This is a genomic window from Roseibium sp., from assembly GCF_039982295.1.
In the GTDB taxonomy this organism is placed as follows: Bacteria; Pseudomonadota; Alphaproteobacteria; order Rhizobiales; family Stappiaceae; genus Roseibium.
In genome coordinates, this window is sequence record NZ_JBDWYP010000082.1 from 196,005 (window position 1) to 214,676 (window position 18,672).

The 18,672-nt window shown below is 57.6% G+C and carries 15 protein-coding genes; 5 read left to right on the forward strand and 10 right to left on the reverse strand.

The window, feature by feature from the left end; translation table 11 throughout:
• Positions 1 to 369 precede the first annotated feature (369 nt).
• The 3 genes from ABJZ52_RS16880 (at position 370) to ABJZ52_RS16890 (ending at position 3,748) form a co-directional block, all read left to right on the forward strand.
• A complete protein-coding gene (locus ABJZ52_RS16880) occupies positions 370 to 1,002 on the forward strand; it encodes a metalloregulator ArsR/SmtB family transcription factor (RefSeq protein WP_348190273.1) in 633 nt (210 codons plus the stop codon).
• Between the two features lie 998 nt (positions 1,003 to 2,000).
• Positions 2,001 to 3,260, forward strand: coding sequence for a DUF2778 domain-containing protein (locus ABJZ52_RS16885; protein WP_348190271.1), 1,260 nt, complete (start codon positions 2,001 to 2,003; stop codon positions 3,258 to 3,260).
• 50 nt (positions 3,261 to 3,310) lie between these two features.
• On the forward strand, positions 3,311 to 3,748 hold the full coding sequence (locus ABJZ52_RS16890) for a GNAT family N-acetyltransferase (protein ID WP_348190291.1): 438 nt from the start codon (positions 3,311 to 3,313) through the stop codon (positions 3,746 to 3,748).
• Between the two features lie 8 nt (positions 3,749 to 3,756).
• On the opposite strand, the gene ABJZ52_RS16895 is transcribed toward ABJZ52_RS16890, so the two are convergent.
• The 4 genes from ABJZ52_RS16895 to ABJZ52_RS16910 all read right to left on the reverse strand — a co-directional run bounded on the left by ABJZ52_RS16895 (position 3,757) and on the right by ABJZ52_RS16910 (position 6,769).
• Positions 3,757 to 3,939, reverse strand: a complete 183-nt coding sequence (locus tag ABJZ52_RS16895) for a hypothetical protein (protein WP_348190269.1) — start codon at positions 3,937 to 3,939, stop codon at positions 3,757 to 3,759.
• 64 nt (positions 3,940 to 4,003) lie between these two features.
• Positions 4,004 to 4,864, reverse strand: coding sequence for a S49 family peptidase (locus tag ABJZ52_RS16900; protein ID WP_348190267.1), 861 nt, complete (start codon positions 4,862 to 4,864; stop codon positions 4,004 to 4,006).
• Positions 4,865 to 4,963: 99 nt separating this feature from the next.
• Positions 4,964 to 5,701, reverse strand: a complete 738-nt coding sequence (locus ABJZ52_RS16905) for a PilZ domain-containing protein (RefSeq protein WP_348190265.1) — start codon at positions 5,699 to 5,701, stop codon at positions 4,964 to 4,966.
• Between the two features lie 147 nt (positions 5,702 to 5,848).
• The gene (locus tag ABJZ52_RS16910; protein ID WP_348190263.1) at positions 5,849 to 6,769 is read right to left on the reverse strand and encodes a uracil-DNA glycosylase; all 921 of its coding nucleotides are present in this window, start codon (positions 6,767 to 6,769) and stop codon (positions 5,849 to 5,851) included.
• Between the two features lie 348 nt (positions 6,770 to 7,117).
• Here ABJZ52_RS16910 and ABJZ52_RS16915 point away from each other — a divergent pair, with 348 nt between their 5' ends.
• A complete protein-coding gene (locus ABJZ52_RS16915) occupies positions 7,118 to 8,794 on the forward strand; it encodes an electron transfer flavoprotein-ubiquinone oxidoreductase (RefSeq protein WP_348200170.1) in 1,677 nt (558 codons plus the stop codon).
• A 746-nt stretch (positions 8,795 to 9,540) separates the two neighbouring features.
• Here ABJZ52_RS16915 and ABJZ52_RS16920 read toward each other — a convergent pair.
• The 4 genes from ABJZ52_RS16920 to ABJZ52_RS16935 all read right to left on the reverse strand — a co-directional run bounded on the left by ABJZ52_RS16920 (position 9,541) and on the right by ABJZ52_RS16935 (position 15,582).
• Positions 9,541 to 10,848 (reverse strand): DEAD/DEAH box helicase, encoded by a 1,308-nt coding sequence (locus ABJZ52_RS16920; RefSeq protein ID WP_348185841.1) that lies wholly within the window; start codon positions 10,846 to 10,848, stop codon positions 9,541 to 9,543.
• A 420-nt stretch (positions 10,849 to 11,268) separates the two neighbouring features.
• Positions 11,269 to 13,563, reverse strand: a complete 2,295-nt coding sequence (locus tag ABJZ52_RS16925; protein ID WP_348185843.1) for an NADP-dependent malic enzyme — start codon at positions 13,561 to 13,563, stop codon at positions 11,269 to 11,271.
• 123 nt (positions 13,564 to 13,686) lie between these two features.
• Positions 13,687 to 14,340: a ceramidase domain-containing protein gene (locus ABJZ52_RS16930; protein ID WP_348185846.1), complete on the reverse strand. Its 654-nt coding sequence runs from the start codon at positions 14,338 to 14,340 to the stop codon at positions 13,687 to 13,689.
• 15 nt (positions 14,341 to 14,355) lie between these two features.
• Positions 14,356 to 15,582 carry a PLP-dependent aminotransferase family protein gene (locus ABJZ52_RS16935; protein WP_348185848.1) on the reverse strand — a complete coding sequence of 409 codons (1,227 nt, stop codon included), beginning with the start codon at positions 15,580 to 15,582 and terminating at the stop codon, positions 14,356 to 14,358.
• Positions 15,583 to 15,790: 208 nt separating this feature from the next.
• Between ABJZ52_RS16935 and moaB the strand changes: the two genes are divergently transcribed.
• Positions 15,791 to 16,348, forward strand: a complete 558-nt coding sequence (moaB, locus tag ABJZ52_RS16940; RefSeq protein WP_348185851.1) for a molybdenum cofactor biosynthesis protein B — start codon at positions 15,791 to 15,793, stop codon at positions 16,346 to 16,348.
• Between the two features lie 450 nt (positions 16,349 to 16,798).
• Here moaB and ABJZ52_RS16945 read toward each other — a convergent pair whose 3' ends face one another.
• Positions 16,799 to 17,371: a Panacea domain-containing protein gene (locus tag ABJZ52_RS16945; RefSeq protein WP_348185853.1), complete on the reverse strand. Its 573-nt coding sequence runs from the start codon at positions 17,369 to 17,371 to the stop codon at positions 16,799 to 16,801.
• Positions 17,372 to 17,640: 269 nt separating this feature from the next.
• The gene (locus ABJZ52_RS16950; RefSeq protein WP_348185855.1) at positions 17,641 to 18,537 is read right to left on the reverse strand and encodes a DMT family transporter; all 897 of its coding nucleotides are present in this window, start codon (positions 18,535 to 18,537) and stop codon (positions 17,641 to 17,643) included.
• Positions 18,538 to 18,672: the final 135 nt, after the last annotated feature.

The window sequence follows — 18,672 nt, forward strand, 5'->3', positions numbered from 1 at the left end:
CGCGTCAGCGCCAGTACCAGTCACTGAAGGCTGGGCGTGCCCGACGGCGCTCGCTTTCCCGCGCCCTCAATTGCGGGTCCTTGATCACATCATCAATGAGCTCATCGGGGATCCGGCGCAAGGCACGGCGTCGCCTGTAAGCCAACCAAAGGTGCAATAGGGGGCGCAGATGGTGGGCAACACATCTGCCGAACCGCAAACTTATGCCGAAACGCTGGTGTAGATAGTCAGGTCGCATGATGTCCTCCCGGGCTTTCAACGAGACATAAAGAAAGTTTTTTCTTTCTTTATCATGCTCCCACTTTTGAGATCCGGCAATATAAAAAGCAAAATCTTTTTTTAAACACGGATCCATGTTAGAAGCGTTTTATGTCCGATCGTACCAAGACCCGACTGATCACGGCGCTGAAGACCGCCGGACCCCAGACAGCTGCCGAGCTTGCCAAGGCCGAGGGTGTGACGTCCGTCGCCGCCCGCCAGCATCTGGACAGCCTGCTCGCGGAAGGTCTCGTGGGATTTGAAGACATCAAGGGCGCCGTTGGCAGGCCCAAGCGGGTCTGGACACTAACCCGCGAAGGTCATGCGCAGTTTCCAGACAATCATTCCGGTCTGATCCTTGGATTGCTCGACGGCATGAAGGAGCTCTATGGCGATGAAGGCATCAACCGCCTGATCGCTCACCGGGAGCAAGAGGCGCTGAAAGTTTATTCCACCGCCCTCGCGGACAAGGTTGAGCTCAAGGACAAGCTCTGCGCCCTTGCCGAGATTCGCTCACGCGAAGGCTATATGGCAAGCGTCGAGGAAAATGTAGATACGGGCGGGTTTTTCCTGGTCGAGAACCACTGCTCAATTTGCGCAGCGGCCACTACCTGCCAGGGTTTCTGCCGATCAGAAATGAGCCTCTTTCGCGCTGTTCTGGGCCAGGACGTTGACCTCACCCGCACTGAACACCTCCTCTCCGGTGGCCGCCGCTGCGTCTACCACGTCAAGCAGTCAGCCTGAGGCAGATAGGCCCCTCCTACCCTTGCCATCCCATGGTTCGACCATGGCATCCATGCCGTGATATCGCCACGCAGGACCACCTCGATTTGGGGAGACGGGACGGCATGGATTGCAGGATCAGGTCCTGCAATGACGATGGGGGGATGGTGGGGATGGTGGACAGTTGTGAAGTTTCGGATGCCGCACGTCCCCCGAACCACCGACGGTCATCCCCGCCCAGTGCGGGGATCCAATCCACATAGCTGCCAGCCGGACGTTTGCGAGCAGGCAAGAAACTGCCGCGCGTTCTCTGCTTTGATTCCAGCGCTACGGGTACCAATGGATCCCCGCACAAGGCGGGGATGACGGCCCGGATTGAAGCGAGACCTTGCGGCTGCAAAGACCCCCGCATTCATCATTGTCGGGCTTGTCCCGGCAATCCAGCAAGGTTCGCCACTCATACCGTAGGAGTGGATCCTCGGGACACGCCCGAGGATGACGGCGTGGGATAAGGTCAGCCTCGCTTATCACTCCATGCCTTCCCGGACGAGCGGAGCGAAGATCCGGGATCCGGGGTCTCACGGGTCTTGCCGAAGCGCCTGCGACGACTGGCTCTCTGCCTACGCAGGGAAGGCGGAAAGGGCGAAGCATTTCCTTCGAAATCCACGTTACCCGGCTCAAGGCTCACGACAGGTTCGCATGTCACGATTGAGCCACCGGACAAAGATCAAGACGCAGATAAAAGAGCTTCCAAGCTGCAAAAAGCAACGCCGCAAAAACAATTCACCTTGTTTGAAACGCCTGAAAATAGCCGTTTTTGGATGGTCTTCGACAGGTTGAACGAGCGCATAAACGTCTTGGTTACCAAGTTTGCTCATAGTCATGAAATGTCAGCGGCCAGGGCTGACGGGTCGCAAAGGGGATTTTGTCATCGCTGCCACCCGTCGCCCAGCTGCAAGGTTTGATCGAGCGCGGACGTGTATTCCGTGCGGGTACGCGTAAATTGGACCCAAGAGTACATGCGTAAAAACACTCCGCAAACTGCTGCCAGAACGGCAGAAAAAAGCGTCACCGGTGCCATTCGCCTCGCCATGTTTGGCGGCGCAAGCATAGTCGCCGGACTGGCTCTGATCTGGACCTTGAACGGCCCGCCCCAGGCGATCGTGAATTTTGGACAGATTTCTTGGGCAGAGAAGCAGCCAGAGGTTCTGATCCCACAAGGGCAGACCGCTCCCGCAAAAGGCGCTGCAGCTGCAACGGAAGCCGGCCTGCCAGATGCAGGCCTTCCGGGGCCTAGAGAAATCGCAGCGATCATAGCCCAAAAGAAGAGGCAGCACGAAGCCCTCGCTGCGCGGCATGATGAACGTTTCGAGGATCGGGCCGCAGCACAGGTCAGCGCTGCTGTTTCGACAAGCGTTGCTAGCGCTGCACAGAGCGCAATCGACCCAAAGGTGGCCCAGGCAGAGCAAGATGCAAAAGGCAAATTGCGGCACCTGATTGAAACACGCCAAATGGCAGGCCTGCTGACATTCCCAGGTGCGACTGCCCAAACGGTGGCCAGCGCAGAGCCGGCCGCGGGCGACATTCCGGTCGAAGCAGTCGTTGCGGCCGTGGCCAGTCTTGAGCCGACAGCGGAGCCCGACGTGCCCGCGGAGAGCTCGATTGCCCTGCTTGAAGCCGAGCCCGTGCCGGTGCCCGGCAAGCGCCCCGCCGCTCCAAAACGCCGGATCGTCAAGCCGCGCGACACCGCAGCTCCAGCGGCAGCCTCCCTGGCATATGCCCGCGACGTCGACCCGCGCAAGGAAGGCGACGGCATCTTCAGTGGCCTGTCGAAAGTCTTCAATTCAGGCGAAGTACGCCTGCCCGGACGCGGCAGCGGCATTGCCGTCTACGACATCAGCGCCGCCGTTGTGTACATGCCTGATGGTACGAAGCTCGAGGCCCATTCGGGGATCGGCAAGATGCGTGACAATCCCCGCTATACCAAGGTGCGGAACAAGGGACCGACCCCACCCAACATCTATAACCTGCGTATGCGCGAGCGACGGTTCCATGGCGTCGAAGCCATTCGCATGCTTCCCGTGGACGTCGCTGCCATGCACGGGCGCGACGGCATGCTGACCCACACGCCACTCCTGCGCGGACGTATCGGCTCGCACGGCTGCGTCGCCTTCAAGGACTACAACAAGTTCCTCAAAGCATTCAAAGCCGGCAAGGTGAAGAAGATGATCGTTGTGCCAAAGATCGACAAGCTGCCGGTCTATATGGCAGCTCTTTGATCGAGCGCTTTATTGTGACTGGCCGGGAGCGCGGAATTCCCTTGGAATTCGTGACCTCCGGCAAAGACGACGGAGAACGCCTCGCGCATTTGCGCGTGGCGGCAATGCGCCCGAGCCTCGAGGCCATTGGCCGGTTTGACCCGGCCCGGGCGAAAGCAAGATTCCTGGAAAGCTTTACACCTGACGAGACGCTCCGTATCGAGGCTTCAGGCCAGCTTGTGGGGTTCTTTGTGCTGCGGACCCGGGCCGATCATCTCTATCTTGATCACCTCTATGTCCTCCCGGACATTCAAGGCCGGGGCATCGGCACACACGTGGTGAGAGATGCGAAGAAGAAGGCCACTGCACTCAAGCTTCCCCTTCGCTTGATTGCGCTTAAAGGCAGCGCCGCGAACGACTTCTATACAAGTCACGGCTTCAAGCTGAAGGGCAGCTCCGAATTCGACAATGCCTATGAATGGGCAGCAGGACAGGCGGCTAAAATCTAGGCCCGGCTTTATTCCGGCCGGTATTTGCCCGTCAAAGGATCCTGCACCAGCTTTTCCGCAGGCCTTTTGCTGGCGGAGCGAGCGGCAATATCAGACAAATGACGCTCGACATCTGCCATTTTCTTTTTCATGCGCTTGACGATCCAGTAACCGCCCACAGCCAAAGCTGCTACGCCGAGAAGTTCTGTCATCTGGTCCCCTTCCCCACACTGATTCAAAACCCTAAAGGGCGTTCTCAGAGATTAAAACTCAATATCACAAACCAAAACGCGACCAGAGTGAACGCTCTTCGGCCGCCGAAATGAGATCGCTACCGATGCCGTCGACAAGGCCCTTTTGCCCGCCAGAGATCCCGCCAGCGCCAGAGCGACGGCCAAACAAGCCGCGCGGAGCGGAGAAAAGCTTGGGCTCCGCATCCTTGCCATAGCGCTCCTTCAAGGTGCTGCGAAGGTCGCCAAGGCTGTCGATCAGGCCAAGATCACGGGCCGAACCGCCGGTCCAGAACTTGCCGGAGAAAATCTCGGGATCATCAGCAAGAACATCGCCGCGGCTCGTCTTGACCATCTCGATAAAGATCTCGTGGATCTCGAGCTGGAGGTTTTTCAGATACTCGATATCGTCAGGTTTTTCAGCCTGGAACGGATCAAGAATGACCTTGTTCTCTCCAGCCGTATAGACCCTACGCTCGACGCCGATCTTCTTGAGAAGGTCAGGAAATCCGAAACCGGCAGACACCACGCCAATCGAGCCGACGATAGATGACGGGTCGGCGATGATCTCGTCACCGGCAAGAGCGATCATGTAGCCGCCGCTGGCCGCAACGTCCTCGACGAACACCAGAACATCCTTTTCGGTCTCCTTGGCAAGATCACGAATGCGCTGAAAAATCAGCCTGGACTGAACCGGAGAACCGCCCGGTGAGTTGACAATCAGCGCAACGGCGGGCGCCTTCTTTACCGAAAAGGCTCGTTCCAGAGGCAAAGAGGCTGTCGCAAGCGAAAGGCCCGGACGCAGAGGGGTCGCCATGCCGATCGGCCCCTGAAGGCGGACCACCGGAATGACCGGTCCATCATTGCGGAATTTCTTTGGAAGCAGGCTGCGGAGTTTTTCAAACAAATCGGCGGATCCCGGTTGATAGGTAATCGGGATATAGGTCCTGAACGAAAAGGATAAAAGGCCTCGGCGCAAGGTTTGCGCAAGCCTCGAGTTTTAATTCTACTTTTGCGCCGGAGGAGACTTCCGGCGCGGCCCGAAAGCATCTGCGCGTTGAGGAGTTTCTTCTGCAGCGCCCGCCAGTCCGGCTTTTGCACGTGTCGAGGCGCTTTTTCGGACACGCTTTCGGCCTGTGACGTTGCCATCGGTGGCAGTCTGCACAGCGCCACCTGCCCCATCAACGGCGGCGGTGCCCCCTAGACCGGCGCCTTTGACATCTGCGCGTTTGGAGAATTGCCAGAGCAATTCCAGGCCGGCGCAACCGGGCGCTCGCCAGACAATGCGTCCGTTGACCGGTAAGTCAAGGCCACGAATATGCATGCGGACATTGTCGGGAAGATGATCCAGATCGCGCGCATCCAACCGGCAGCCGGACTTGCTGGCGTCCACGATAATCGCATGTATCACGATCCCGCCGCGAGGGGCCGAGACTTGCGCGGGGATCCGGACAGCCCGGCGTTCTTCTTTGCGTTTCTCACGTGGCGCTTCGTCTTCGAACTCGAAAACAACGTTCGCATTGCTATCTGAAACGCCCGTCACCCGGCCACGGATCATCTTGTCGAGACCGTCGACCCTCAGGCCAATGGTCTCCCGCAATTCGCTGACTCGATCCGACAGAATATTGCAGCCCGACTTGTTGAAGCCGGAAGCAGACGCCTCAATGCAGTTCAATCCTTCAAGGTCGATGACCAATACGGACACGATTGCGTGCTCGGGTATGTCGGCAGTCAATGCGTTCAAAATATAAATCCCCTAATAGGGAATTATTACCATATCACACGCAAACCAAAAGTTAATTCCATGTGTAAAATCACCCAGTTCTGACATTTTCCATGTAGTTCAACATCGGAAACAAGCCAATTCGGACTTAGACTTCATGATCTTACGTTAACCATTAGCGTCTTCATTAAGCTTTTGCCGCAGAGACAAGAAATCACGCCAGCCAAGCCTCTTTTCTATAGAGCTACGCAGAAGGTAAGCAGGATGATAGGTCGCCAGACTAGGTATCTTGCGTCCTCCGCAATCATAACTCATCCAACGACCACGCATACGTCGGATACCGTCCTGGACATCAAGGAGCGTCTTGGCGGAAGCCGCTCCGAGAAAAACCAGAACATCAGGTGCCGCCAACTCGATCTGGCGAGCGATGAACGGCCGGCAGATTTCGGTTTCCTGAGGCGTCGGCGTTCGGTTTCCTGGCGGGCGCCAGGGCACCACATTGGCGATATAGACCGATGACCGGTCAAGGCCAATCGCACCGAGCATCTTGTCGAGGAGCTGGCCAGACCGGCCGACGAAAGGCTTTCCCTGCAGATCCTCATCGCGGCCAGGTGCTTCACCGATGATCATGACACGGCCGTTCGGGTTGCCATCGGCGAAAACAAGGTTCTTCGCGGTCAGGCGCAGATTGCAACCGTTGAATGCCTGCAGGCAGCTCTTCAGCTCTTCCAGGGTCTGAGCATTGCGAGCCGCGTCCCTCGCCGCATGGATCGCCTCCGTATCCGGCACGACAGCATCGGCGAACGCCCCTCCCGCAATCGGAGCATTGGCAGCGCCTGACTCCCGAGTAGCCGGCGCAGTTGCTGGTAGACGGGATTGCTGTGCCGGGACTCCAGACTGCATGGGAGCGGGCTGGGCGGCGAGCCGCGTTGGGGCAGATGTCCGGGATTCGGCCTGCGCGCGGGCAAGCTCAGCCGACAAGGCAAACCTGTCCACTGCGTCCTCTTCCAGAAAACAGTCGAGGCCAGATGCCAGATAGAATTCAAGCAGGGATTCCAGTTCGCGCTGCGCTGTGTCGGATGTTTGCAAAGCCAAGCCTCCAGACGGCAACTTAGCGCCAGCTGCAGGAAAAACAAAGTCCGCAAGGCGCCTCGCTTCGGCGCCGTTCACGTTGTCCAATGGTTGTGCATGGAACGCGCACTTTGGCCGCGCCCTTCCATTCGCAAACTGACTGCAGTATCTTCCGTTTACGTAAACGTTATATCAAACCTTGACGTGACACGGAAAAATGGGGCTATGTCCGACGTGACGCGCCGCAGCATGGCAGCATTTTTTCCGATTTCGCAAATGCGGCAAATTTTGTCGTGCTTCGAAATGGGAAAAAATGCAAAAAGGATATCGTCCGGGCTCAGTCCGGAGCGCATGAGGGAGAACCAGATGTCAGAACAGGACGCACTTGGCGAACGCGAAAGCATGGACGTCGATGTTGTCATCGTCGGAGCGGGCCCAGCCGGACTTGCTGCTGCCATTCGCCTGAAACAGATCGCTGCCGACAAGGGCGAAGAGATCAGTGTCGTCGTTCTGGAAAAAGGCTCGGAAGTCGGTGCGCACATTCTTTCAGGTGCCGTGATAGACCCGATTGCGCTTGATCAGCTGCTGCCGGAATGGCGTGAGGAAGACACGCCGATCAAGACCGAGGTCAAGGCCGACCACTTCCTCGTTCTGGGACCGGCGGGCTCCGTTCGTCTGCCCAATCTCTTCATGCCGAAGCTGATGAACAATCACGGCAACTACATTGTCTCGCTCGGAAATGTCTGCCGATGGCTCGCCGAAAAGGCGGAAGGTTTGGGCGTGGAAATATATCCCGGCTTCGCAGCCGCGGAAATTCTCTATGATGATCAGGGCCGCGTTGTCGGCGTCGCGACCGGCGACATGGGGATTGGCCGGGACGGCAAGCCGAACGCCATGTTTACCCGTGGCATGGAACTGCGCGGCAAATATGTTTTGATCGGCGAAGGCGCGCGCGGGTCTCTTGCCAAGCAGCTGATCGAAAAATTCGATCTCGACCAGGACAGCGACTTCGCCAAGTTCGGGATTGGCATCAAGGAGCTCTGGCAGGTCGACCCCGAAAAACACAAGGAAGGCCTTGTCCAGCATTCCTTCGGCTGGCCGCTGGACGGCAAAACCGGTGGCGGATCTTTCCTGTATCACCTGGAAGACAATCAGGTCGCCGTCGGCTTCGTGCTGCACCTCAACTACGAGAACCCGTGGCTTTCGCCCTTTGACGAGTTCCAGCGGTTCAAGACACATCCGGCGATCCGCGATGTCTTCGAGGGCGGCAAGCGCATTTCCTATGGCGCACGTGCGATCACTGAAGGCGGGTATCAGTCGGTTCCAAAGCTCTCCTTCCCGGGAGGCCTGATCATGGGCTGCTCTGCCGGTTTCGTGAATGTTCCGCGGATCAAGGGCTCTCACAACGCCATGCTATCGGGCATGCTGGCCGCTGAAGAAGTCATGTCGGCAATTGGCCGCGGCGAAGACAATGCCGAACTCACCAGCTACGATGAGGCCTGGAAGGCCAGTCCGATCGGCAAGGACCTGAAGACCGTTCGCAACGTCAAGCCTCTGTGGTCGAAGTTCGGCACAGTGGCCGGCATCGCGCTCGGCGGCCTCGACATGTGGACCAACGAGCTCTTCGGCTTCTCATTCTTCGGCACCTTGAAACACGGCAAGGCGGATGCGGATACGCTGAAGCCTGCCAAGGACTGCAAGAAGATCGATTATCCGAAACCGGACGGTGTCATCTCATTCGACAAGCTGTCTTCGGTCTTCCTCTCCAACACCAACCACGAGGAAGATCAGCCGATCCATCTCAAGGTGAAGGACGAGACGCTTCAGAAGCTGTCTGAACATGATGTCTACGCAGGGCCATCGAACCGCTACTGCCCGGCCGGCGTCTATGAATGGATCGAGGAAGGGGAAGACGCGCCGAAATTCCAGATCAATTCGCAGAACTGTGTCCACTGCAAGACCTGCGACATCAAGGATCCAAACCGGAACATCACCTGGACGGTGCCCGAAGGCGCAGGCGGCCCGAACTACCCCAACATGTAAACAACAGGCCCGAGGCCTGACTCTAAAAATGAAAACGGAGCCGGACCAGAGGTCTGGCGCCGTCGACTTGTGGGCGATGGGTTTTTCCAAGATCCATGGTGAAAGCCACCGGGTCCTGGTCGCGGTTATCTGGTACTGCTTCTGCTCTGCGTGCTCCGATCCACGATTTGGGAACCAGGCCCGTCTCATTAGAAAAGCAGGCACACCTTTCCGCTGCCACAAGATTTAACGCGCCGTTACGTGAGGCTCGATCCAGTCTGGCCGGGTCTGCGCGCCGCAATGCTGACCCAGATCCAACGATACCCGATGACCTGATGCCGCGCGGCTTCGCACGCCCTGTTCCAAACAGCCGGACATGGCCGAAATCATCCACCGGCCCAAAAGAGGCTGAGGGATCTGCACGTCACGAAAACGAACGCTGCGTCGCCGATACCTGCATCCTTTGCGCGTTTTCCATTTGGAAAACGAGTGAACGGGCTATTCCGTTCAAGGCCTGCAATCGCGCCGCCGATGAAAAGCAATATAGATTACCTTAACGGAAATTGCAATATTTTTTCAACTATTGAAATTTTTTTCACTAAACAAAATAATGCTTTTAATTCAGAAAGATATAACAATCTTGGAACTTCAAACGGTTCTGCAGACTAGCCATGCATGGATGAAATCGACGTTTACGTAAAAGGAAAGCGCGATTACGAAGTAACCGCGCTTTCTTCATGTCAGGGATGCAGATTGGCTGGCGCCAATCAGGCCGCTGCCGTCCGCCGGCGTCTTTGCGGTCGGCGACCACGGTTTTCGTTGTCGTTGCCTCCGGAAGGTGCCCCGAAAGACCTCTTGCCGGGCTTTGGTCCATTGCCGCCACCATTGCGGCGCCCACGGTTGCCGCCACCGCGGCCCTTGCCGGGAGAAACCGCACGGCTATCGGCCGGAACCTCGCCGCTCGCGACCTCGATGGAAATGCCTATCAGCTTTTCGATCTGGCGGAACAGGCCAATTTCCTCTGGCGCACAAAGAGCTATTGCATCGCCATCGGCACCCGCACGAGCCGTCCGGCCGATCCGGTGGACATAAGCTTCAGGCACTTCGGGCAGTTCGAAATTATAGACATGGCTGACGCCCGGGATATCGATCCCGCGCGCGGCGACATCGGTCGCCACCAGAACTTTCAAGGAGCCGTCTTTCAGGCCCTTGATTGCGCGGTCACGCTGGTTCTGGCTCTTGTTGCCGTGAATTGACCCTGCAGAGATACCCGAAGACACCAGCCTTTTCATGAGCCGCTCCGCACCATGCTTGGTGCGGCAGAAGACGAGCGACAAGTCATCAGGACGCGTGCTCATCATATCGATCAGGAAGTCTGTCTTCGCCTTCTGGTCCATGAAATGGACACACTGGCTGATCTTGTCCGCCGTCTTGCCGGCAGTCGCCACTTCCACCCGCACCGGGTCGGTCAGGTAGGACTTGGCAAGATCAGCGATCTGCTTGGGCATTGTCGCCGAGAAAAGCAGGGTTTGACGCTTCTTTGCGACAAGGGAGGAAATCTTGCGCAGGGCATGAATGAAGCCGAGGTCCAGCATCTGGTCCGCTTCATCGAGCACGAGGAAAGACGCCGTATCAAGACGCACCGCATCACGGTCGACCAGATCCAGCAGACGACCAGGCGTCGCGACCAGAATGTCCGTGCCGCGGTAAAGGCGCTTGATCTGACCGTTGATCGATACACCGCCCACAACGGAGGCAACCCGAAGCGGCGTGCCACGCACGAATGAAATCAGGTTTTGAGCGATCTGGTTTACCAGCTCGCGGGTTGGCGCCAGGATCAGTGCCCGTGCGCCTTTGGCAACTGGCTGCTTGGGGTTGGCCAGAAGCTGCTCGATCAGCGGTAGGCCGAAGGCAGCGGTTTTGCCGGTGCCGGTCTGGGCCAGACCCATAATGTCCTCACCCTTGAGGATGTACGGGATCGCATCGCGCTGAATCGGTGTCGGCGCTTCATAGCCGTTGGCTTCGATGGCCTTCAGAATTTGATCGGAGAGGCCAAGCGATTTGAAATCTGTCAAGTTTTTACCTTTGTCATTGGCACCAGACGCAATGCGCCATGGCGTGCCAGAACCCTCGTATCCCATCGCGGAGCTCGAGAGCCATTTAGCGGTTGCGGCAGGTGCTGCGCCCAGGACCGAACTGTCCTTGAAAGGCGGCAAATGCCGTCAGAACCCCGCGTGAAATGGGAACTTGGAAAAGGATACCCCGTCCGAAAGGAGGAGTTTTGCAGTATCTTGCGGTTCTTCTTGGAACTTTTCCGGATCGTACCGGAAGTTTGCAAGGGGCGGGCTGCTCACGCGGCAGCCGGATAATGCACGCCCCCTATCTGCCGAGTGGGCCGCAATGTCAAGGATAATCGTCCTATCGCCAGGGACTGCCCCTTCGGCGGCACGCATCGCTCCGCCAAAGGGCTCGTCTCACAAAGCCTGTGTTTCCACTCAGGCCCCAGCTTTTTTCTGAGCCTCGACGCTGGCCAGTGCCGACATGTTCACCACGCCGCGCGACGTCACCGAAGGCGTCAGGATATGCGCCGGCTTTGCCGTACCCAACAGGATCGGGCCGACGTGAAGGGCCGAAGTTGCGACCTTCAAAAGGTTCAGCGCGATGTTGGCGGCATCGAGGTTCGGGAACAGCAGCAGGTTTGCTTCGCCCTTCAGGCGGCTGTCCGGCATGACCCGATTGCGCAGCACCTCGTTGAGGGCGGAATCGCCGTGCATTTCGCCATCGACTTCCAGGTCCGGACAGCGTTCCCAAAGGATTTCCAGCGCGTCACGCATCTTTCGTGACGATGCAGTATCGCGCGACCCAAAATTCGAAAGGGACAGGAGCGCCACCTTGGGCTCGATGCCGAAGCAATGGATTTCCTCGGCGGCCAGGGCTGCCATCTCGGCAAGCTCCTCCGCGGTCGGCTCTTCGCTGACGAATGTATCCGAAAGGAAGATAGCGCCGCGACTGTTGATCAGGAGGGAGAGCGCTGACAGATCACGCGCGCCCTCACGCAAGCCGATGATCTGGCGGATATCGCGCAGGTGGCGGATGAAGCGTCCTTCAAGTCCGCAGATGACCGCATCCGCATCCCCGCGGCGCACGGCCAAAGCAGCAATGACCGTCGAGTTGGTGCGCACCACGGTTCGCGCAGCATCGGGCGGCATACCCTTGCGGCCGACGCAGGCGAAATAGTCATCCACATAATCGCGGTAGCGCGGATCGTCCTGCGGGTTGATGTATTCGAAATCAGTCCCTGGGCGGATCTTCAGACCGAAGCGCTCACAACGGCTCTGCAACACGTCCGGGCGGCCGACAAGAACCGGAACAGCGACCTTGTCTTCGATGAGAACCTGCGCGGCGCGCAGCACGCGCTCGTCCTCACCTTCGGCATAGATAACACGCTTGGCATCCTGGCTGGCCGCCTGGATGATCGGCTTCATGATAAGGCCTGAGCGGAAGACAAAGCGGTTCAAGCGATCCAGGTAGGCGTCAAAGTCCTCGATCGGCCGCGTGGCGACACCAGTTGCCATGGCAGCCTTGGCGACCGCAGGTGCAATCCTGAGGATCAATCGCTGATCGAAAGGCGACGGGATAAGGTATTTCGGACCAAAGGTCTCTGTCGCGCCACCATAGGCGCGAGCCGCCACGTCGGATGGCTCTTCCTTGGCCAGTTCGGCGATGGCCTCGACGGCCGCGTGTTTCATCTCTTCGTTAATGGTGGTTGCACCGACATCCAGCGCGCCGCGGAAGATGTAGGGGAAGCACAGAACGTTATTGACCTGGTTCGGATAGTCAGAGCGTCCCGTGCACATGACAACGTCCGAGCGAACCGCCTGGGCGTCCTCGGGCATGATTTCCGGACGCGGGTTGGCCAGCGCAAGGATCAGCGGGCCCTTGCCCATCGTGGCAACCATCTCAGGCTTCAGAACACCGGCAGCGGAGAGGCCGAGGAATACGTCTGCGCCCTCGATGATCTCAGACAGAGTGCGCTTGTCGGTCTTTTGTGCGAACTTCGACTTCCACTCGTCCATCAGGGCTTCGCGCCCCTCGTAGACGACACCTTCAATGTCGGAAATCCAGATGTTCTCGCGCTTGACCCCGAGCGAGACGAGCATGTTCAGACAGGCAAGCGCTGCGGCTCCCGCGCCAGAGGCGACGACCTTCGCTTCAGACATCTTCTTGCCGGCAAGCTCAAGACCGTTGCGAACGGCAGCGCCAACGATGATGGCCGTGCCATGCTGATCATCGTGGAAGACCGGAATGTTCATCCGCTCGCGCAGCTTGGCTTCGATCTGGAAGCACTCCGGCGCCTTGATGTCTTCAAGATTGATGCCGCCGAAGGTCGGTTCCAGAACAGCGACCGCGTCGACGAAACGATCGACGTCGAGCTCATCCACCTCGATATCGAAGACATCGATGCCCGCGAATTTCTTGAAGAGGACCGCCTTGCCCTCCATCACCGGCTTGGACGCCAGCGGACCAATTGCGCCAAGACCCAGAACAGCCGTACCGTTGGAGATCACACCGACGAGGTTGCCACGAGCCGTATAATCGGCTGCCTTGGCAGGGTCCTTGGCGATCTCCTCGCAGGGTGCGGCCACGCCAGGTGAGTAAGCCAGCGCAAGGTCACGCTGGTTGCCCAGCGGCTTGGTCGCCTGGATCTCAAGCTTGCCCGGGCGCGGATGCTGGTGAAAGAAGAGCGCGGCTTCCGTGAGATCGCTACCGGTGGTCTTGTTGTCACTCATGGTATCCGCAGCCTTTCCATTGGCGGTTCAGGGACCTTCCCTTGCGTCCCCGAACGGGCGCGAACGATCTTGCCAGACCAGCGCGAGAACAGAAGACAAAAGGAACCTGCATTAGACGATTGTTCAAGGGGTGTAACCGGCACGCTGAGAAATGAGAAGACGCAGAAGTAAAAACAACACCAATCCGTTGAACATATGCCACAGAAAATGCGTTCCGACTTCCAAGCCTGAACACAGAGGCGCGTCGACGGTGCGAAAAGTCAATGAGATCAAAAACAAGAGACCGACGATGAAGAGCGGCTTAGACAGCCCTTGCCCCGTGCGCCAGACCAGCGCCGCCATCGCGAAAATGGCGAGCAACGCGGGAACATAGCCCGCAGATGAGGACGCAACCGGCCGCGCGAGCGCGGCGATAAAGGGTGTCGCGACAAGGAACACGGTAACAAGGGCAATGGTCGCCCACCAAGGCAGGCCAAGATAGCGCCTCAACGCCAGCAGCAGGTAGCCGTGAATGAAGATGGCGATGGGCACCACGTCGGTCAGCATGGCCCAGCGGGTTGCCACTGTGTGGAACAAGAAGGAGCCAATTCCTGTGGCCAGGACCACAACAATAAGGAACAGAGCGGGCCAGTCGCCGGGCGTCTGCCTCCGCCAGAGAACGTAAGCCCACAGCGCGGCAACGACGAAAGACAGGTTGCTCACTGCATTGAGCGGTTCAGCCCAGAACTCCGGCCCCATCCGTTCACAATAGTTGTCGAGACGCTCGTTCCAGTCCAAACACTTGCTCCTGCCTCAAGCTACGCTGGGCATCCGGTCCGCAATCAGGCGTCCAAGTCGGGCTATGCCTTCCTCGATCCTATCCGGTCCACATGACGTGAAGTTGAGCCGCATGCAATTTCGTCCCGATCCGTCGGCGAAAAACGCATGACCTGGAACAAAAGCCACCTTCGCGCTTGCAACAGACTGCTCCATCAGAGCAGCTGCGTCCATCGTTACCGGCAATTGCAGCCAGAGGAACATACCGCCCTCAGGCCGCCCCCAGGAGACCCCGGCAGGCATGTGACGCTCAAGAGCTGCCAGCATGTGATCGCGCCGCTGGCTGTAAACCTTGCGGATCCTGGCGACCTGTTCCTCGAAACAGGTCATAGCAACCTTCGCCATAACCATCTGGTTGAGCGTCGACGAGTTGAGATCCGAGGCCTGCTTGATCAGAACGAGTTTTTGAATGACCGGTGTTGCCGCACAGACCCAGCCAAGCCGCAGCCCAGGTGACAGTGTCTTGGAAAAGCTGCCGCAATAGATGGTTCGCGTCGCCTCTATGTCTCCACAGCGTGCAATGTCGAGCGCCATAAGCGGCGGCAAAGCCTCGCCGTCGAAGCGCAGCGACTGATAGGCAGCATCCTCAATGACAGCAATATCCAGGTCACCAGAGAGGTCCAGTATTCCGTTGCGCGCATCCAGGGACAGCGTCTCGCCCGTAGGGTTGGCAAAGTCGGCGGATGTATAGACGAATTTGACGGCACCACCGGCTGCCGCTGCCGTCTCGCGATAGGCCTGCGCCGACATGTTCGCGAAGGGGTCAAGTCGCTGGTAGGTTGGCTCATAGGCGTTGAAGGCCTGAAGCGCTCCGAGATAGGTCGGCCAACCGACAAGTGCCGTATCACCAGACGTCAGGAACAGCTTGCCGAGATAATCCAGCGCCTGCTGGGCGCCGGATGTGATCATGATGTTCTCTGCCGAGCAGGGAACTCCGATGGTTGCCATCTGGCCCGCGATCCACTCCCGCAAAGGCTTGTACCCCTCGCTGACCGAATATTGCAGAGCGGTCAGGTGACTTCCGTCCGAGAAGAGTTCTTCAAAGGCCTGCTTGAAGGCATCTTCCGGGAACAGGGCCGGATCGGGTATGCCGCCAGCAAAGGAAATCATGTCCGGCTGGTCCAGAAGTTTCAACAGCTCCCGAATTTCCGATGCCCCCATCCTCTTGGCGCGGGCGGCATAAAGGTGTGCCCAATCAGTCATGACGTTTCTCTCTTGCTGGTTCTTTTTTGTTGTCTGATCGATAAATCACGCAGGAAATTAAAGGTCAATATTGCTGACCTATATTTTTTCATTATTTCGCAAGAGTGTCCTCTTTTGGAATATTCAACACACTCCGTCCTGCCCGGCTCTGCCCCTGACTGGCGCCAGGACGCCGGCTCTACTATGTCTTGGTCAGAGGAGTTTCCCGATGAATCGTATTGACGAAAGCCGCCCATTCATTCCGCTTAACATTGCTGTCCTGACTGTATCGGACACACGAACGCTGGAAGAAGACCGCTCCGGATCGACTCTGGCCGACCGCATCGAGAAGGCGGGGCACAAGTTGGCTGACCGGAAGATTGTCGCTGACGATGTTCCGGCGATACAGGCGATTGTGCGGGGGTGGATCGCCGATAAGGGTGTCGATGTGGTGATTTCAACCGGCGGCACCGGCTTCACCGGGCGCGATGTGACACCGGAAGCTGTCGAGCCGCTGTTCGAAAAGCGTATGGATGGATTTTCGGAAGTGTTTCACCGGATCTCCTATGACAAGATCGGCACTTCGACCATCCAGTCGCGGGCGACGGGAGGCGTTGCGGGAGCCACCTATATCTTTGCCCTGCCCGGCTCTCCTGGCGCCTGCAAGGACGCCTGGGACGGCATCCTCAAGCTTCAGCTCGACTACCGGCACATGCCCTGCAACTTCGTCGAGATCATGCCGAGGCTGGACGAGCACCTGAAGCGCGGAAAACTGCAGGAGGCATAGAGGCGTGGTATTTGAGTGGCAATTAGAAATTCTGAATATTCGTCGAAAGCACTCAATAGCTAGGTCAAGCACTAGCAACCGAGGTAATTTTTCACTTTCCTAGGCGTTTGATTACTGCGGCAGATACCGTTTTTTACTCGAAGAAAAACCTGCGCATTCATAGCCCCACGCTCCTCAAAGATACCTTGTTGGACGCCTCTTTCTAGAGTCTCAGCAGCTTCAATTCGATTCTTACGATAGAAGACATAAGACTTATGAGTCAGCCATTCGTGCTCATGCACCTAGAGTATGCAGGTTGCATCACAAAGCGAATTGGACCAAGTCGAAATCGAAACGATAACTTGATCACCATGCTCACAAGGTTCAGTGCAGACTACGTGAAGGTGCCTCCTGCCAGGATCATGCGCAGGTCCAGATGGTATTAGTAGTGTCCCTGCGCGCGAAACCAAATCAATTCAGCCTCGCACGCCTAAAGGCATCTTCAATATGCCGAAAGCTCTCTGCCTCGTTTGCGAATTCTTCCGCGTTTGAGACGCCCACCGCATTCAGAATTCGCTGCAAAGGGATCACGGTCGAACCGCCGTTGGGTTCTTCCCATTCGGGTATATGACTAGGGTCATGCGTCCAATCGCGTAACTCCCACTGTGTCATGTGACCAAATGAGGCCCAGACAGCATCGGCGCACTCGATGTCAGCATCACTAAGCTCATCTAGGCCTTCTATTGAGAGGTCCGAATTCGCTAAAGCGATATTGTGATTTTCGCGATCCCGTAAGAACTCCGACCATCCCACAGGGTCTGGATCATAAACACCATTGAGGTAGTCATATGTTAGCGAGTTTACCGGTCCATGCGGCATAGAAACTCGCCGTTCTTCAAGTACCGGAAATCCAAATTTCTCAAGGCTGTACCGGTCTACCAGATAGACGAGTTTTACAGCCTTCAGAATGTTGAGCCTATCGCCGCCAGACTTCATGATAAGGTAGGCGATCAGCTGTGCTGCTTTTTTGGGTTCGTAGCTCATAGCTTCCCCACGCCGCTAATCGGCGCTTAGTTGTAATCCTTGTATAGTAGATTTTTTCCTAACTGCAATGTTTGGCTGGAAACCGACCCGCTATTTCGCTGATCGAGAATCTCCAGAAGGAGCCAAAACGCTAGGAAGTCAATTGATGCACTTTAGGCAAGCTAGCCGCTATAGATCCCGCTCCGATCAAGACCGTAGAGGCAAAGGCTAGTCCTTTGCGAACTAAATAGCTGCCCCTTAAGAAACCTGACAATACTGCCGACGCCAGATCACTCGCACGCCCTATCCCGTTCGCCCCCTTCTCTCAACACGATGAAGACCCCACTGACGATGATGATGGCGGCGCCGAGGTAAGTGGCGAGATCAGGGATTTCACGCCAGAATATCCAGCCGAGAATGCTCGCCCAGATGAGCGCCCTGTAGTCGAGGGGCGCGAGTACGGTTGCGGGTGCAAGACGAAAGGCCTGGGTCATCAGAGTGATGCCGATGGTGCCGAAAAAGGCGATAGCGGCAAAAAGCCAAAGATGCCGGGACTGAAGGTCGACCCAGAAGAAGGGGCATACCAGGGCGCTGAGCAGCGCGCCGGCGCCGACGAGATAAAGCATCAAGGTCCAGACGCTCTCGCGCGGATCAACCCAACGCGCACCGATCATCAGCACCGCATAAAGAACCGCGGTCGCAAGCGGCAGGAGCAGTGCCGGCTGGAAGCTGCCGCCGCCAGGCCGGACAACAATCAGGACACCCAAGAACCCCACCAGAACGGCACTCCAGCGGCGCCAACCGACAGTTTCGCGCAGGAGAAAGGCCGACAGGGCCGTGATGAACAGCGGAGCTGCGAAGACCAGCGCCGTCGCCTCAGCCAGATCGAGAAGCGTTACGCTGGTGAAGAAAAGCGTTGCCGCAGCCATCCACAAAAGGCCGCGCGCCATATGGGCGCCGAGACTATAGGTCCTCAATGCGCCCGCTCCGCCCAGGAAGTAGGCTACCAGTGCCGCAAACGGCAGCGCGATGATGTTGCGCATGAAGAGGATTTGCACGGGAGGATAGGTCTCACCGAGGGTCTTGGCGAGCGCATCATTGACGCAGAGACACGCGACGCCGACGCACATCATGATGATGCCGGTGGTTGTGCGGGTGGCTGGCACTGCAGCTGCGGCCGTGGTCATGGCTTCTCCTCACCTTGCCAACGCTGTGTCAGAGCGTTGCAGCTTAAAGCTTAGTCATGCCCTGCAATACACCACAAGCCGACTTACATCCCGAGCAGTTCTCTCCTGTGCCTTCGCGTCTGTTTCTTCGTCTTC